The 17,019-nt window shown below is 62.7% G+C and carries 13 protein-coding genes; 8 read left to right on the top strand and 5 right to left on the bottom strand.

Annotation, left to right across the window (positions count from 1 at the left end; all coding sequences use genetic code 11):
* Nucleotides 1-6: 6 nt before the first annotated feature.
* The 3 genes from ABIC21_RS08095 to ABIC21_RS08085 all read right to left on the bottom strand — a co-directional run bounded on the left by ABIC21_RS08095 (nt 7) and on the right by ABIC21_RS08085 (nt 3,411).
* On the bottom strand, nt 7-1,227 hold the full coding sequence (locus ABIC21_RS08095) for a sarcosine oxidase subunit beta family protein (protein ID WP_502935969.1): 1,221 nt from the start codon (nt 1,225-1,227) through the stop codon (nt 7-9).
* On the bottom strand, nt 1,224-2,522 hold the full coding sequence (gene glyA / locus ABIC21_RS08090) for a serine hydroxymethyltransferase (protein ID WP_354349915.1): 1,299 nt from the start codon (nt 2,520-2,522) through the stop codon (nt 1,224-1,226). Before glyA ends, ABIC21_RS08095 begins: the two co-directional genes overlap by 4 nt.
* Nucleotides 2,523-2,727: 205 nt before the next feature.
* Nucleotides 2,728-3,411: a GntR family transcriptional regulator gene (locus ABIC21_RS08085; protein WP_354349883.1), complete on the bottom strand. Its 684-nt coding sequence runs from the start codon at nt 3,409-3,411 to the stop codon at nt 2,728-2,730.
* A gap of 119 nt (nt 3,412-3,530) precedes the next feature.
* Here ABIC21_RS08085 and purU point away from each other — a divergent pair, with 119 nt between their 5' ends.
* The 4 genes from purU to ABIC21_RS08065 all read left to right on the top strand — a co-directional run bounded on the left by purU (nt 3,531) and on the right by ABIC21_RS08065 (nt 8,622).
* The gene (purU, locus tag ABIC21_RS08080; RefSeq protein ID WP_354349882.1) at nt 3,531-4,445 is read left to right on the top strand and encodes a formyltetrahydrofolate deformylase; all 915 of its coding nucleotides are present in this window, start codon (nt 3,531-3,533) and stop codon (nt 4,443-4,445) included.
* A 55-nt stretch (nt 4,446-4,500) separates the two neighbouring features.
* The gene (locus tag ABIC21_RS08075; RefSeq protein WP_354349881.1) at nt 4,501-6,993 is read left to right on the top strand and encodes a GcvT family protein; all 2,493 of its coding nucleotides are present in this window, start codon (nt 4,501-4,503) and stop codon (nt 6,991-6,993) included.
* Between the two features lie 130 nt (nt 6,994-7,123).
* Nucleotides 7,124-7,750 carry a cyclodeaminase/cyclohydrolase family protein gene (locus tag ABIC21_RS08070; RefSeq protein ID WP_354349880.1) on the top strand — a complete coding sequence of 209 codons (627 nt, stop codon included), beginning with the start codon at nt 7,124-7,126 and terminating at the stop codon, nt 7,748-7,750.
* The gene (locus ABIC21_RS08065; protein WP_354349879.1) at nt 7,747-8,622 is read left to right on the top strand and encodes a bifunctional 5,10-methylenetetrahydrofolate dehydrogenase/5,10-methenyltetrahydrofolate cyclohydrolase; all 876 of its coding nucleotides are present in this window, start codon (nt 7,747-7,749) and stop codon (nt 8,620-8,622) included. The genes ABIC21_RS08070 and ABIC21_RS08065 overlap by 4 nt, the downstream gene beginning before the upstream one ends.
* 51 nt (nt 8,623-8,673) lie before the next feature.
* Here ABIC21_RS08065 and ABIC21_RS08060 read toward each other — a convergent pair whose 3' ends face one another.
* Nucleotides 8,674-9,369, bottom strand: a complete 696-nt coding sequence (locus tag ABIC21_RS08060) for a GntR family transcriptional regulator (protein ID WP_354349878.1) — start codon at nt 9,367-9,369, stop codon at nt 8,674-8,676.
* 179 nt (nt 9,370-9,548) lie between these two features.
* On the opposite strand from ABIC21_RS08060, the gene ABIC21_RS08055 reads away from it, so the two are divergent.
* The 4 genes from ABIC21_RS08055 to ABIC21_RS08040 all read left to right on the top strand — a co-directional run bounded on the left by ABIC21_RS08055 (nt 9,549) and on the right by ABIC21_RS08040 (nt 15,748).
* Nucleotides 9,549-10,421, top strand: coding sequence for a methylenetetrahydrofolate reductase (locus ABIC21_RS08055; RefSeq protein WP_354349877.1), 873 nt, complete (start codon nt 9,549-9,551; stop codon nt 10,419-10,421).
* A gap of 12 nt (nt 10,422-10,433) precedes the next feature.
* On the top strand, nt 10,434-12,761 hold the full coding sequence (locus ABIC21_RS08050; protein WP_354349876.1) for an FdhF/YdeP family oxidoreductase: 2,328 nt from the start codon (nt 10,434-10,436) through the stop codon (nt 12,759-12,761).
* Nucleotides 12,762-12,769: 8 nt separating this feature from the next.
* Nucleotides 12,770-13,357 (top strand): GTP cyclohydrolase I FolE, encoded by a 588-nt coding sequence (folE, locus tag ABIC21_RS08045; protein ID WP_354349875.1) that lies wholly within the window; start codon nt 12,770-12,772, stop codon nt 13,355-13,357.
* 369 nt (nt 13,358-13,726) lie between these two features.
* A complete protein-coding gene (locus ABIC21_RS08040; protein WP_354349874.1) occupies nt 13,727-15,748 on the top strand; it encodes a BCCT family transporter in 2,022 nt (673 codons plus the stop codon).
* 224 nt (nt 15,749-15,972) lie between these two features.
* On the opposite strand, the gene ABIC21_RS08035 is transcribed toward ABIC21_RS08040, so the two are convergent.
* Complete coding sequence (locus tag ABIC21_RS08035; protein WP_354349873.1) at nt 15,973-16,905, bottom strand: LysR family transcriptional regulator; 933 nt, start codon at nt 16,903-16,905, stop codon at nt 15,973-15,975.
* Nucleotides 16,906-17,019 lie beyond the last annotated feature (114 nt).

Raw genomic sequence — 17,019 nt, 5'->3', positions numbered from 1 at the left:
TCTCTTCTAGTGGGCCACGGCGGCGGCGCCGTGTTCGTCGATCAGGGCGCCGGTTTCGAACCGCTCCAGCGCAAACGGCTTGTTCAGTTCGTGCGGCGTTCCCGTGGCAATGGTGTGCGCAAAGGTGAGGCCCGCGGCCGGGGTGCCCTTGAAGCCGCCAGTGCCCCAGCCGCAGTTGACGAACATGTTCTCCACCGGGGTGGTCCCCACGATCGGGGAGGCGTCCAGGGTGGTGTCCACGATCCCGCCCCAGGTCCGGAGCACGTGGGCGCGGGCGAAGATGGGGAAGAGTTCGACGGCGGCCGCCATCTGGTGCTCGATCACGTGGAAGGACCCGCGCTGGCCGTAGCCGTTGTAGGAGTCGACGCCGGCGCCCATGACCAGTTCGCCCTTGTGGGCCTGGGAGACGTAGACGTGGACGTGGTTGGACATGACCACGGTGGGGTGGACGGGCTCGTGGAGTTCGGACACCAGTGCCTGGAGCGGGTGGGACTGGATGGGCAGCCGGAACCCGGCCATTTCCGCGAGGACCGAGCTGTGCCCGGCCGCGCAGAGGCCGACCTTTTCGGTGTGGATGGTGCCGCGGTTGGTCTTGACGCCGACGACGCGGTTGCCGTCCTTGAGGAAGCCGGTGACTTCGCAGTTCTGGATGATGTCGACGCCCAGTTCGTCGCATTTGCGGGCGAACGCCCAGGCCACGTGGTCGTGCTTGGCGATGCCGGCGCGCGGCTGGTACGTGGCGCCCATCACCGGGTAGCGGATGTTGTCATTGATGTTCAGGATGGGGCAAAGTTCCTTGACCTGCTGCGGGTCCAGCCACTCGGCGTCCACGCCATTGAGCTTGTTGGCCCCGACCCGGCGCATGCTCTCGCGCACATCGCCCAGGGTGTGGGCCAGGTTCATCACGCCGCGCTGGCTGAACAGGAAATCGTACTCGAGCTCCTCCGGCAGGATCTCCCAGAGCTTCAGGGCGTGCTCGTAGATCGCCGCGCTCTCATCCCAGAGGTAGTTAGAGCGGATGATGGTGGTGTTCCGGGCCATGTTGCCGCCGGCGAGCCAGCCCTTTTCCAGGACAGCAATGTTGGTCATCCCGTGGTTCTTGGCCAGGAAGTAGGCCGTGGCGAGGCCGTGCCCGCCGCCGCCCACAATCACGGCGTCATAGCTCCTCTTGGGGTCCGGGTTGCGCCAAAGGAATTCCGGGTGCTCCGGAAGCAGATCGGCCATCATGCCACCTCGGTCACGTCAGAGGAGAGGTTGGGGTAGAGGGGAAACTTTCCGGCCAGGATTTCTACCCGCTGCCGGAGTTCCGCCACGGTCTCGTCGCTGAATTCGCGCTTGAGTGCTGCGGCGATAATGTCCGCGACCTCGGTGAATTCTGCCTTTCCGAAGCCGCGTGTGGCCAGTGCCGGCGTGCCGATACGAAGACCGGAAGAGACCATCGGCGGACGCGGGTCGAAGGGCACGGCGTTGCGGTTGACCGTGATGCCGATCCGGTGCAGGCGGTCTTCGCCCTGCTGGCCGTCCAATTCCGAATTGCGCAGATCCACCAGGACCAGGTGCACGTCAGTGCCACCGCTGACTACGGTCACGCCGGACTCTGCAACGTCGGCGGACAGCATGCGTTCTGCGATGATGCGGGCGCCTTCCAGGGTGCGTTCCTGGCGGTCGCGGAACGACGGCTCAGCAGCTAGCTTGAACGCAACAGCCTTCGCGGCAATGACGTGCTCCAGCGGGCCACCCTGCTGTCCGGGGAACACTGCGGAGTTGACCTTCTTGGCGATGTCGGCGTCGTTGGTCAGGATCACACCACCGCGCGGGCCGCCAAGGGTCTTGTGGGTGGTGCTCGTGACGATGTGGGCGTGAGGCACGGGGTTCGGGTGAAGCCCCGCGGCCACCAGGCCGGCGAAATGCGCCATGTCCACCATCAGGTAGGCCCCTACCAAGTCCGCGATACGGCGGAACTCGGCGAAGTCCAGCTGCCGGGAGTAGGCAGACCAGCCGGCGACGATCAGCTTCGGCTTGTTCTCGACCGCCAGGCGCTCGACTTCAGCCATGTCAATCAGCATGGTGTCTTCGGCAACGCCATACGGGACCACTTTGTAGAGCTTGCCGGAGAAATTAATGCGCATCCCGTGTGTCAAGTGGCCACCGTGTGCGAGGTTCAGCCCCAGGATGGTGTCGCCGGGCTGGATGAGGGCGAACATCGCCGCTGCATTGGCCTGGGCGCCGGAGTGGGGCTGGACATTAGCGAATTCAGCGACGAAGAGTGACTTGAGGCGGTCGATGGCCAGCTGCTCGACCACGTCGACGTGCTCGCAGCCGCCGTAGTAGCGCTTGCCGGGGTAGCCCTCGGCATACTTGTTGGTCAGCACAGATCCCTGGGCTTCCATGACGGCAGTCGGCGCAAAGTTTTCGGAGGCGATCATCTCCAATGTGCCCTGCTGGCGCAGCAATTCCTGGTGCACAGCGGCGTGGATCTGGGGATCGGTCTCTGCGAGCGAGCGGGTCAGAACATCGACCATCATGTCTCCTAGTCTCTCTAATATCCTGTTGATATATTAGTTCAGTGACTCAAGTATGCTATCGGCGCCGGTGGGTGTCAACAGATTTTTCAACCGGCCCGGCCGGCGGGGCGGGGGCCAGGCAGCGGACCAAAGCGGCCCGGAACGGGCTAAAGCGCAGCCCATTCCGGGCTGCGCTTTAGTTTCGGGGCCGGCGGCGCCTGGGTCAGGCGGCGAAAAGAGCTTCGCGTACTGCGTGCTCGAAGCCACTGACGTGGATCCGTGCGAGTTCAGCGGCGCCCGCCTCATCTCCGTCGATAACGGCACGGAGCAGGTCCACATGCTCATGGACGTGCCGGGACAGGTCGGGCAGGCGATCCAGGACCATGCACCAGATTCGTGTTGCGAGATTGTCGTAGCGGATCAGGACATCTTCGAGGTGGGGATTGGCGGCGGCCGCATAGATGCCGCGGTGGACGCTTGCGTCCAGCCGCAGTGTTTCGACGACGGACGCTGCGCTCGCGTCGAATGACTCAACTTCGCGCATAACGTCGCGCAGTTGCTCCCTGGCAGACGCGGTGGCCACGCGCGCAGCCCGGGAAGCGGCAAGGGGTTCAAGCTGCGTACGGATTTCGGAAATGAACGCAAGGTCCGTAACCTCCACGCGCGTCGCGAAAGTTCCCCTCCGCGGGTAGGACACAACAAGGCGATCGAGCTCCAGCCGCTTCAAGGCTTCGCGCACCGGTGTCCGCCCGACGCCAAGGTCCTTGGCGAGCTGGTCATCATTAAGGAGATCGCCGGGTTTGATGTCCAGCATCAGCAGCCGGTCCCGAATGCGTTCATAGGCCACATCCGCCAACGACCTCCTTGCGGCATCATCACCAGCACGCACCAAAGCTTCGACAGCCATCCGTGGACCCCCTTCAATTCCAGTGAGAAGGCTATTGACCTCCCCCAATGACCAGTATACGCTGGTGATCAAATCTAATATATCAGTAACAATTCTAAGAATATATCTAAGGCGGAGACATGACGCTAATGGCGACAGACTCATCTACCAGCACGCTGCCCCAGTCAGAGATTCTTGGGGAAGAGCCGACGAAGAAGTTCGTTCTCACATTGTCGTGCGTCGAACGCGCAGGCATCGTCCAAGCGGTCACCACGTTCCTCTTTGAGCGTGGCTTCAACATCGAAGAACACCAGCAGTTCGATGACGGCCTCCGCGAGACTCTGCATCTGCGCACGGCATTCTCGGGCCCCTCTGCCCACACCCCGGACGGGCTCGAGGAAGAATTCCGTTCGATCGCTGACCGCTTCGACATGAAATTCAGCTTTCATGACGAGACGAAGCAGCGCCTCCTCGTAATGGTGTCCAAGTTCGGCCACTGCCTGAACGACTTGCTGTTTCGTTGGCGGGGCGGAAGCCTCGGCGGCGACATCGCCCTTGTGGTTTCTAACCATGAAACACACCGGGCCATGGCCGAGGCCGCCGGCGTCCCCTTCATCTACCTCCCGGTGACCCCCGAGACCAAGGCAGATGCCGAGCGGCGCCTGCTGGAATTGGTGGACGAGCATAACATCGACCTCGTCGTACTCGCCCGGTACATGCAGGTACTGTCCGACGACCTTTGCCGCTCTCTGGCAGGCCGCGCTATCAACATCCACCATTCCTTCCTCCCGGGCTTCAAGGGTGCGCGCCCTTACCACCAGGCCTACGATCGTGGCGTCAAGTTGGTGGGCGCCACGGCCCACTACGTCACCGCGGAACTGGATGAGGGGCCAATCATCGAACAGGAAGTCATCAGGGTCGACCACAGCTACGGACCGACCGCCCTTTCAACGGTTGGCCAGGACGCGGAGGCACTGGCACTGTCCCGCGCCGTACGCTGGCACTGCCAACACCGTGTGCTGCTGGATCGGACCAGCACCGTCGTGTTCCGGTAAGTAGAAGCCACCAAACCCGCAGAGACAACACACGAATATCAGCAGGAGAAACCACATGGCATCGACGCCAAGCATTGTCATCATCGGAGCCGGAATCGTCGGCACGAACCTGGCCGATGAACTGGTCACCCGGGGTTGGAACAACATCACCGTCCTGGACCAAGGGCCGCTGAACATGCCCGGGGGCTCCACCTCCCACGCCCCGGGCCTTGTCTTCCAGACGAACCCCTCAAAGTCCATGGCGCTCTTCGCCAAGTACACGGTGGAAAAGCTATTGTCCTTGACCGAGGACGGCGTCAACTGTTTCAACCAGGTCGGCGGCCTCGAGGTCGCCACCACCGAGACCCGTCTCGCTGACCTGAAGCGGAAGCTCGGATACGCGGCATCGTATGGAATTAACGGCAAGATGCTTTCGCGTGAAGAGTGCATGGAGCTCTACCCGCTCCTGAACGAGGAGGACGTCCTGGGTGGACTCCATGTCCCCAGCGACGGCCTGGCCAACGCCGCCCGCGCCGTTCAGCTGCTGATCAAACGTACCGAAGCCGCGGGCGTCCAGTACCGGGGCAACACCATGGTCACCGGTATTGAACAGTCCGGCCGGCGCGTCACGGGCGTCCAGACGTCCGACGGTGTTATCCCCGCGGACATCGTGGTTTCCTGCGCAGGCTTCTGGGGGGCCAAGATCGGCGAAATGATCGGCATGTCCGTCCCTCTTCTGCCCTTGGCCCACCAGTACGTCAAGACCACTCCGGTGCCGGCGTTGAAGGGCAAGAACGACCTGCCCAACGGGGCCTCCTTGCCCATTCTGCGACACCAGGACCAGGACCTTTACTACCGCGAGCACGGCGACCGCTACGGCATCGGCTCCTACGCCCACCGCCCCATGCCCGTGGACCTTGACGAACTCGGCACCTTTGAGCCCGCCACGATCAGCGAACACAACATGCCCTCCCGGCTGGATTTCACCGTGGAGGACTTCCTCCCGGCATGGGAAGCCACCAAGCGGATGCTGCCCGCGCTGCGGGAAAGCGACATCGAGGATGGCTTCAACGGCATCTTCTCCTTCACCCCCGACGGCGGATCCCTGGTGGGCGAGTCCAAGGAGTTGGACGGCTTCTTCGTCGCCGAAGCCGTGTGGGTGACCCACTCTGCCGGTATCGCCCGCGCCGTTGCCGAACTGCTGACCACCGGCAGGTCGGAGATCGATCTGGGTGATTGCGATATTCATCGCTTTGAAGAGGTCCAGCTGACCCCGGAATACGTCAGCGAAACGTCACAGCAGAATTTCGTGGAAATCTACGACGTCCTCCACCCACTCCAGTCCAAGCTCTCCCCCCGCAACCTCCGCGTGAGTCCGTTCCACGCCCGCCACAAGCAGTTGGGCGGTTTCTTCCTGGAGGGCGGCGGATGGGAACGCCCCTACTGGTTCGAAGCTAACGCGGAGCTGCTGAAGGAAATGCCGGACAGCTGGCTGCCGCCGGCCCGCGACGCCTGGTCGGGGATGTTCAGCTCGCCGATTGCCGCCGCTGAAGCTTGGAAGACCCGCACGGCGGTGGCCATGTACGACATGACTCCGCTCAAGCGCCTCGAGGTCTCCGGCCCGGGCGCACTGAAGCTGCTGCAGGAACTCACCACCGCGGACATGGCGAAGAAGCCCGGCGCAGTCACCTACACCCTCCTGCTGGACCACGCCGGCGGCATCCGAAGCGACATCACCGTGGCCCGGCTGAGCGAAGACACCTTCCAGCTCGGAGCCAACGGAAACATCGACACTGCCTACTTTGAGAGGGCAGCCCGCCATCAGACCGAAAGCGGGAGCGCCAGCGACTGGGTACAGGTGCGCGACACGACGGGCGGCACGTGCTGCATTGGTCTCTGGGGCCCCCTCGCCCGGGACCTGATCAGCACTGTCAGCAGCGACGATTTCAGCAATGACGGTCTCCGTTACTTCCGCGCCAAGGAGGTAGTCATCGGCGGCGTCAACGTCACGGCCATGCGCCTGTCCTACGTCGGCGAGCTGGGCTGGGAACTCTACACAAGCGCAGACAATGGGCAGCGCCTCTGGGATGCGCTGTGGAAGGCCGGCCAGCCTCACGGTGTCATCGCGGCAGGTCGTGCAGCGTTCGGCGCGCTGCGTCTTGAAAAGGGTTACCGCTCCTGGGGCACAGACATGACCACCGAGCACGATCCCCTGGAAGCCGGGCTGGGATTCGCCGTGAAGATGGCCAAGGAATCCTTCGTCGGAAAGAAAGCGCTGGAAGGCCGCACCGAGGAAAACTCCGCACGGCACCTGCGCTGCCTGACGGTCGACGACGGCCGGAGCATCGTCCTGGGCAAGGAACCGGTCTTTTACAAAGACCAGGCAGTCGGCTACGTCACCAGCGCCGCCTACGGCTACACCGTCGCCAAACCGATCGCCTACGCGTACCTCCCAGCCGCTGTCTCGGTGGGCGACTCCGTTGAGATCGAGTACTTCGGCCGGCGCATCCAGGCCACGGTCACCGCAGATCCGCTGTACGACCCCACAATGACCAGGCTCCGCGGCTAACCACGCGCCGGACCATTAGAGGGCGCGCGGCCCGGACTCATTCCCTCGAACCAAAGTCCGGGCCGCCGCTCTTCCATGGCTCGTCCCCCACCCCGCTTAGTCGACTCGAGCTTCAGCCCAGGGAGACAACATGATCAGTTCAGAACCAATCAGCGAATACCTCGCCAGCCTTGCCGCACGCGAACCCACCCCAGGCGGCGGCGCAGCCGCGGCCCTCCACGCCGCTCAGGGGGCGGCGCTCGTCGCGATGGTGGCCCGATACACCACCGGTGCGAAATACGAGCAGCACGCCGAGCTCGTTCAAAGGACCATCACCGCCGCCGACGGACTCGTAGTGGAGGCCCTGCGCCTGGCCGACGCTGACAAACATGCGTTCCAGGGCGTCATCGATTCGTACAAACTTCCGTCCGGACAGGAAGATCTCAGGGCCGCACGAACGGCATCCATCCAGGAAGCCCTCATCCTGGCCGCGCAACCCCCTGCACAGCTCATCAAGGTCGCCGGTGCCATCGTGGATCTTGCCACGGAACTCTTCGAGGTTGCGAACGCCAACGTGATCAGCGACATCGCCGCTGCCGCCGACGCAGCCCGCGCAGCCGCCACCACGGCCCGGGTGAACATCGACATCAACGTGGTGGCCATCAAAGACACCGCAGCCCGTTCACGGTTGGCTGGCCAAACCGACGGCCTCGAGGAAAAGGTCGTCCTTGCGGCGGACTCCATCGTACGGCGTGTGCGCGAAAGGATTCTCGGTTGAGCACCTCACTCCTCTCCGGAAAAACACTGGCAAAGACCATTCAGCAGAAAGCCCAGGATGAGGCCCGGGGACTGGAAGCCGACGGGCTGCACCCAACGCTCGCGGTGGTTGTGGCAACGGACGACGGCTCCACGCACTGGTATGTCCGGTCCATCGAACGGGCCGCGGAAAGGGCCGGGATCAGTTGCCGCATTGTGGACCTTGGCCACGACGCTACCGGGGAGGTCTTGGCCACTGCACTAAAGGACCTCAGCGCTGATCCGTCAGTGAACGGCATCATCCTCCAGACGCCTCTGCCTCCTGGTGTCGAGGCAGATGTGCTGGTCGGGCATATTGACCCGGAGAAGGACATCGACGGCGCGAACCCGTTGAGCCTTGGGCGACTGGCTGTCGGGCAGCCGTCGTTCGCGCCGGCCACGGCCCGCGCCGTAATCGAGATCCTTGACCATTTCGACATCCCGCTCGCGGGCCGGAACGTCGTCGTCATTGGCCGTTCCGCCGTCGTCGGGAAGCCGTTGTCTCTGCTGCTTCTGGAACGCGACGCGGCCATTACCGTCTGCCACTCGAAGTCAGGTCCGCTGGAGAAATACACCAAGACCGCCGACGTCGTGGTCGTCGCAGCCGGGCGGACCGGCCTGCTCAAAGGCGACCACGTGTCTTCAGCTGCCGTAGTGATCGACGTCGGCACCAACGTCCTTCCCGACGGATCACTCGTGGGAGATGTCGACGCAGCCAGCGTGCGCGGCGTCGCCGCGGCGCTGACCCCTGTCCCCGGTGGCGTGGGCTCCGTCACCACATCACTGCTTCTCCTGCACACAACCGAGGCCGCGCGGAAACAGTCGCGTGATCTAGCTCTGGAAGCTGCCGGGTAATTCCCGGTAGACGCACTTGCCAGCCCCTCTGCCTCCGCGGCCGGTTGCCGTCTACAGCACAGCCCTGATCAGCTTCTCGAAATCGGTGACGTGCTGGGCGGTCAACCGCGCAGCAGCTTCGGAGTCCCCAGCCGCGATGCATTCGAGAAGCTCAATATGCTGGGCAATATGCTCGGACACCGGCGGGAGCTTTTCCAGCACCAGGCTCCAAATCCGCGTTGCCAGATTGTCGTAACGAATCAGGACATCCTGGAGGTGCCGGCTTCCTGTGGCGCGATAGATCGTCCGGTGTACCCGCATGTCCAGGCGCATGAGGTCCTGCTGCGCCTGCATCCCTGGCAGCAGCTGCTCTACTTCCCGTGCAATGTCCCTAAGCTCCTGACGAAGCTTCGGCGATGCCATCCGCGCAGCCCGCGCGGCTGCGGCAGGCTCCAGAAGGTGGCGAATCTCGGAGATTTCAGCCAGATCTTTAATGTCCACGCCCGCGGCGAACGTTCCGCGCCGCGGATAGGCCACCACCAAATGGTCGCTCTCAAGCCGCTTCATAGCTTCGCGGATTGGCGTCCGGCCCACACCGAGACGCTTGGAGATTACTTCATCGTTGAGAGGCTCCCCCGGCTTGATGTCCAGAACGATCAATTCATCGCACAAAATCCTATAGGCGAAGTCGGCAAAGGACTCGTCGTCTTCCCGCTGCGGCACCGAGGAAACCCCCGCCTCCACAGGTAATCCGCCAGCGTTTGCCATTTTCAAGACTCCTCTCGATGTGCGTCCGAGCCTTGACGCCCCGGCTCTCAGTACATAGTATTCCAACAACTGATATATCAATACGTCAGCATAAGAATGTCAAGGGCGACACTGCCTTCCAAATGATTAGCCCCGGATTGCGCGGGGTTTTGCAACCCCTACGCCACGGATGGAGAGCAATGGGCAATGAAGCTGTTGCAAGGGTGCGGCTGGAAGTTGTTCCTTCAGCCGATCTTCTTACGGCGCTCCCCCCGGTATTTGATCCTCCGGGCTCCGTAAGTGTGACGTGCCTTCCGCACCACGGTCCTGAACGCACCGTAGAAACATCCATGCGTCTGGCGCGCCGGGGGTACCACGCGGTTCCCCATTTGGCCGCCCGCAGCATCGCCAGCGAGGCCCAATTGCATTCCCTGCTGCTGGAGTTGCAGGGCGCGGGAGTCTCCGAGCTGTTCCTCGTGGCCGGTGACCGCCGCACCCCCGCGGGTCCCTACCGCTGGAGCGGACAGCTCCTGGAGGCTGTCAAAGCGTATTCGGCTGATTTTTCAGTAGGGATTGCGGGCTACCCGGAAGGCCACCCCCACCTGGGCCAGGACGTACTCGTGAGCAGCCTCGAGATCAAGGCGCCGATGGCGTCATCCCTGGTCACCCAGATGTGCTTTTCTGCCGCGGCGATCAGCAACTACCTTCGGACGATCCGCAAGAACGGCGTCGAGCTCCCTGTGTGGGTTGGGGTGCCCGGTCCGGTCTCAGTCAAGAAGCTGGTGTCTATGGGAGCACGCCTCGGTGTTGGCCGTTCGCTCAAGCTGGCCCGCAGTTCAGGCATGGCAGGCGCCCTCTGGCAGCGAGGGGACTTGATGAACTATGACAGCGGCCGGCTGATTCGCGAAGTTCACCAAGAGCTGGTGGGTGATCCCCTCTTTGCCGGTTTCCACGTCTACACCTTCAACGACCTAGGCCGCTTGCCCGGTCTCCTGGACAGCCTGCCGAGGCTGCATGAGGCCACCACAAAGCCACCAAGCAAACCCGGCCCGCTGTTTCCTGCCCGGATCTGAAGGGAAGATCACATGGCTTCAAAAGCCCCGTTTCATAACATCGACGAGTCAAAGCTGACCGTCACCAAACCCAAGACCAAGGCCGTCGGAATCCCCGCGGTGGTGAACTCGCTGAAGATCTCCCTCGAGCAGATGGGTCCGCTGCGCAGTGTCCAAACGCTGCTGGCAGTCAACCAGGTCGACGGGTTCGACTGCATGGGCTGCGCATGGCCCGAACACGAAAAGCGCAACGCCGCAGAGTTCTGCGAAAACGGCGCGAAGGCGGTGGCCGAGGAGGGCACCCGCCGCCGTGTCACCCCCGAGTTCTTCGCCAGACACTCCATCGAGGACCTGAAAACGCGGGACGACTACTGGCTGGGCCAGCAGGGCCGGCTGACGCACCCGATGTTTTTGGCCGAGGGAGCCACGCACTACACGCCCATCGAATGGGACGCAGCCTATGAGCTGATCGCTCAGGAGATGAAGGAAATGGGCCATCCCGACCAGGCAGTTTTTTACACTTCCGGGCGGACCTCGAATGAAGCCGCTTTCCTCTACCAGCTCCTCGTGCGCGGACTGGGCACGAATAATCTCCCCGATTGCTCCAACATGTGCCACGAGTCCACGGGTTCAGCACTCGTTGAAACCATCGGCATCGGCAAGGGCTCGGTCAGCCTCGCCGACCTGGAGACAGCCTCGCTGATCTTCGTTGCCGGGCAGAATCCAGGTACAAACCACCCGCGCATGCTCAGCGCCCTGGAAAAAGCGAAGAAAAACGGCGCCGTCATCGTCTCCGTCAACCCACTTCCCGAGGCCGGGCTCCTCCGGTTCGAGAACCCGCAGACCATCTCCGGAACGCTCGTGGGCACGCAACTGACCGACGACTTCCTGCAGATCCGGGCGGGCGGGGATCAGGCCCTTTTCCAAGGGCTTGGCAAATACCTCCTCGAGGCGGAGGCGCAGGGGAGGAAGACACCGGGGCTATCCACGGTCCTCGACCACGAATTCATCAATAACCACACCGTGGGCATCAACGAATACCTGCGGCAGCTCGAAAAAGTCGAGTGGGATGACATCGTCGACGCCACGGGCCTGAGCCTGGAACAGATCAAGTCCACGGGCGAACGCCTGCTGGCCTCCAATGCCACCATCGTCTGCTGGGCCATGGGCCTGACCCAGCACAAACACTCAGTTCCCACGCTCCGGGACGTCGTTAACGTGCTGCTTCTCCAAGGCAACATCGGTAAACCCGGAGCTGGAGTATGCCCCGTCCGCGGCCACTCAAACGTCCAGGGGGACCGCACCATGGGCATCTTCGAAAAGATGCCAGAGGCGTTCCACGACAGGCTGGACCGGGAGTTCAAGTTCCTTTCCCCTCGCAAGCACGGCTACGACACCGTGGCAGCGATTCGTGCCATGCGGGACGGCAAAGTCCGCGTCTTCATTGGAATGGGTGGAAACTTCGTCCGGGCGGCTCCTGATTCCGAGGTCACGGAGCGCGCTTTGGCCAACACAGACCTGACGGTACAGATCTCCACGAAGCTGAACCATTCCCACGTGTCCACGGGCCGGCGCGCGCTGATCCTCCCGACGCTGGGTCGGACCGAAAAGGACGCGCAGCGCACCGGGGACCAGAGGGTGACGGTGGAAGACTCGATGAGCGCCGTCCATGCGTCCCGCGGACGCATCAAGCCGGCCAGCGAGCACCTCCACTCAGAGGTGGCCATAGTGTGCAACCTCGCCCATAAGCTCTTCACCGACAGTGACAACCTCCCACTGCCCAACACGCCTAAAGCTGCCTGGCTCTCGCTGAAAGACGACTACTCCCTGGTCCGGATGCACATCGAGGCGGTCATCGACGGCTTCGAAAATTTCGAGGAGCGGATCCAGCACCCTGGCGGCTTTGTCCTCCCCCACCCTCCGCGGGACGCGAGACAGTTCGACACCGCGTCGGGCAAGGCCCACTTCACCGGCAATGAGCTGGAATTCATCAAAGTACCCGAGGGGCGGCTGGTCCTTCAGACCCTGCGCTCACATGACCAGTACAACACCACCATCTATGGCAAGGATGACCGATACCGCGGTATCCATGGCGGGCGTCGGGTGGTTCTTGTCAACGAGGCTGACATCGCTGAGCTGGGCTTTAGGGACGGTGACATGGTTCATCTGATTTCCGAGTTTCGCGGGACAGAGCGGCGGGCGGACAACTTCCGGATTGTTTCGTACTCGACGCCGAAAGGCTGTGCGGCAGCGTACTACCCGGAGACCAACGTCCTCGTGCCGCTCGATTCGGTAGCTGACACCAGCGGTACACCGACTTCCAAGTCCGTCATCGTGCGGCTGGAACGGGCCGAAGCGTGAGCGCCGACATGACGACGGCAACAGCGTCCAAGGGCGTGGACGGGCCGCGGGTTGAGCAGGCCGTCCGTGAATATCTGCTTGCGATCGGAGAGGACCCGGACAGGCCAGGGCTCGTGGACACGCCCGCGCGGGTGGCCCGGGCGGCTGCGGAGATATTTGGCGGGCTTCATGAGGACCCCCTGGCCGTGCTGGATAAGACCTTTGACCTTGGGCACGGAGAAATGGTCATCGTCAAGGACATCCCCTTCTACTCCACCTGCGAGCACCACCTGGTGCCGTTCCACGGCGTAGCCCACGTTGGCTACATCCCATCGGCTGAGGGTCTCGTCACGGGGCTGAGCAAGCTGGCCCGGCTCGTCGATGTCTTTGCACGCAGGCCCCAGGTCCAGGAACGGCTGACAACCCAGGTCGTTGATGCGCTGGTCAGTTCGCTGCGGCCCCTGGGGGCCATTGTGGTAGTTGAGTGCGAGCACCTCTGCATGTCGATGCGCGGTGTCCGCAAGCCCGGGGCCAAGACCATCACTTCAGCCGTCCGCGGGGAACTGCGCCTGCCGGCGGCCCGGGCTGAGGCTCTCAGCCTGATACACGGCCGCTAAAAATCTCTGGACACACTCCCAGTCCTGCCATACGATGTAACTGATATATCTTTACTGGTAATCAAAACATATCAAACTTATCAGTGCTAATTGCGATTTTCGTTGGGTAATGCGGAACAATCCCGCCCTTACCCCTTGGCGCGAACTTAATCACCTGACCAAAGAGGCGCCCCACGCACAAGCCCCACTCAGTAATCCGATCCGGGGAGGCGCTACGGCAAACTGCCGGTACGCACCCACGAAGTGCAAATCGTCGACGGCAACATCATGATCATCAAACCGGACGAGGCCCCCGACCTCCGGCCGGTCTGACTTCCGAGGGCCATGTTTAACCTCAGGCCCATGCCTCACCGAGCAAAGGACCCGCTCATGGCTTTTGACAGTCACCTGAAATCCCATACGCCCGAGGAGCTGCCTGCAGACAACAGGGTGGCAGAGGCTCGGCGTAACGAAGAACCTGGAAGTGGGGAGAAGAGTGAAGTAGTCATCACTGTCTCCGGCGACGTAGACAGAAACACCGCTGTCCTCGATCCGGAGGAAGGAGGCGCACCCCCCTTGCCGGACGTCGAGTACGAGCAAATCCTCGAAGAGCTGCGTCATGCCAAGACCGAGCAAGCAGTTGCGGATCGCCGGAACCATAAGCTCAGTCTCGACAAGATCACATTCGGGATCACAGGCGTCATCGCCATTGCCTTTGTTATCTGGGGCTTCGTGGGACGCGACAGTCTGTCCGACACTTCCACGGGTGCCCTTAACTGGGTCATGGAGTACACCGGATGGCTTTTCATGCTCATGGCATCGCTCTTCGTGATCTTCGTCCTGTGGCTGGCCCTGGGCAAGTTCGGCAACATCCCCCTGGGCAAGGATGGCGAAAAGCCCGAATTCCGTACTGTCTCCTGGGTCGCGATGATGTTCGCCGCCGGCATGGGCATCGGGCTGATGTTCTACGGCGTGGCCGAACCGCTCTACCACTACGTCTCTCCCCCGCCCGGCACTGTGAACGGACGGACCCCCGAAGCCATCCAGACTGCCATGGCCACCTCGATCTTCCACTGGACTCTGCACCCCTGGGCCATGTATGCAGTTGTCGGCATCGCAATGGCCTACGGGACCTACCGCTTGGGTCGCAGGCAACTGATCTCTGTCGCCTTCACGTCGCTCTTCGGGGTCAGGACGGTCGAAGGGCCAATCGGGAAGTTCATCAATATCCTGGCCATTTTCGCCACCTTGTTTGGTACCGCTGCATCGTTGGGCCTGGGAGCCTTGCAGATTGGCAGCGGCATGACCTCCAACGGTTGGTTCGGCGAAATCGGCACCCCCGTGCTTGTAGCGATCGTTGCCGTCCTGACCTTATGCTTCGTCGCTTCGGCCGTCTCTGGGATCAGCCGCGGCATCCAGTGGCTCTCCAACATCAACATGGTCCTGGCCGTCGCCCTTGCATTGATCGTCTTCATCGCCGGCCCCACCCTTTTCATCCTTAATTTGTTCCCCTCCGCGATCGGCGACTATGCCCGAGACCTGGCCGAGATGTCGTCGCGGACTGAAGCGGTCGGCGATGAGTCACTGCGTAGCTGGATGAGCAGCTGGACTATCTTCTACTGGGCCTGGTGGATCTCATGGACCCCCTTCGTAGGCCTCTTCATCGCCCGCATCAGCCGCGGCCGCACCATCCGCCAGTTCGTCACCGGTGTGCTGCTGGTGCCCAGCGTCGTCAGCGTGATTTGGTTTTCCGTCTTCGGAGGCGCAGCCTTCCACGTCCAGCAGGAAGCCGACAAGGCCAACACCCCCGGCCTGGTCACCATGGTCGACGGGACACCGTCCGTCAACTTCGACGGAGCACTCTTCGACCTGATCAAGAACCTGGGCATGCCCGACTGGGCAATCACTGCCGTTATCTTGCTGGCCATGGCTCTGGTCGCCATCTTCTTTATCACTGGCGCCGACGCTGCCTCAATCGTGATGGGATCGCTCAGCTCCAATGGAGCCGAGCACCCCCGCCGCGGAGTGGTCATCTTCTGGGGCTGCCTCACCGGCGCCGTGGCGGCGGTCATGCTGCTGGCCGGCGGTGATCAACCATCGGAAGCCCTGGCTGGCCTGCAACGGATCACCATCGTGGCAGCGCTACCGTTCGTCATTGTCATGATGTTGCTCTGCTTTGCCCTCACCAAGGACCTGCGTCGCGATCCCCTCTCCTTGCGGCGCCGCCTGGCTACATCCGTAGTGGAGCGGGCCATACGCACCGGCGTGGAACAACACGGCGGCGTGCAGTTCGACCTCGTAACAAAGCACGACTGCGCCGAAAAGTGCCCCGACTCGGATTGTCTGGGAGGGACTTCCACGGGGAGAATCCCCACCGTCGGACCCCAGCGTCTGGATCCGGACAGGAAATAGCTGCGCACCGTGAGTAGCAGCCCCGCCTAGGCGGTACGCGGCCGGTTCCGGCCCGTGCCGCCTAGGCACACGCATAGCAAATAACACTCCACGCCGGGGCCCGGACTGTAGGATCGCACGATAGTCCGGCCCTTGGAGCCGTAATGACGGAACTGGTCCGGCAGGGACGCCCAACGGACCACGTCCGCGAAGCCAGCATTTACACGCGGCTCGGCCATCTGATTTCAGAGATCGTCTTCGGGGCGGGCGGTGAGGATCCGATTGGCGCTGACCTGCAGGATGCCAAGCGACTCCTGGATCAGGGGCGATGCGATGCTGCCCCTGCGCACCGCTGCGACAATGCGGCGCGTGGGCCTCCCCTTGCCAGTTATGCGCAGTCGAACCACGTTTTCGGCACTATGCAGGGGCGCCAGTCGCGGCAGCAGGCCCACGCCCAGCCCCGCACCAACGAATGCGATCTGGGTTTCCCATTCAACGGCCTCATGGGCAATCCGCGGTGTCACCCCGACTGCCGTGAACGCCGCGGTGAAAAGGGAATGGTAGGTGGAACCGGCGGCCTCGGTGATCCAGGGTTCCGACGCCAGCTCTTCGAGCGTCACCGTTTCCCGCGATGCCAACGGATGGTCGGAGGGAATGATCACGTCCAGGGGATCGTCGAGCAGAACGGTCTGCTCGAAGCGCGGATCGTCCTCAGCATAGGTGTCGGACTGCATGGCGACGATGACCGCGAGGTCGATTCGCTCGGCAACCAACAAGTCGAAGCAGCGGGCCGGGTTGGCCTCGAGTACCTGCACCTCCAGCAGGGGGCGTGTTGAGCGCAGGGTAGCGGCCAACGGTGCGAGCAACTGGGCGGCTGCCGTGGAGAATCCGCCGAGGCCAAGACGGGACTGCACCTGCTCGCCGGCCTCCATGGCCGCGGCGCGCAGGCTCTCCCATTCCGCAATGAGCGCGTCCGAGCCCGCCACGAGAAAGCGGCCCGTGGCGGTCAGCCGCACACCCCGGCCGTCCTTCGTCAGCAGCTGCATTCCAAGCACGCGCTGGAGCTCCCGCAATTGCGCGGAGACGGCGGAGGGAGAATACCCCATGAGCTCCGCGGTTGCGCCAACGGTGCCGCACCGGGCAAAGACCCGAAGTGTTATAAGCCGTGGATCGATCATGCATTCATTGTGTACTGTTCTCTCCTAAATGTTGCGCTTTTGTTGCAGATCGATCGTCCCTAATCTCATGAGTACAAGGTTTTCGACAACGCCGGTTGCATCCATCAACCCGTG

This window comes from Pseudarthrobacter sp. PvP090 (assembly GCF_040547365.1).
Classification (GTDB): domain Bacteria; phylum Actinomycetota; class Actinomycetes; order Actinomycetales; family Micrococcaceae; genus Arthrobacter.
Note: the sequence above shows the minus strand (reverse complement) of the source record. Positions and strands in the feature narration are given on the sequence as shown.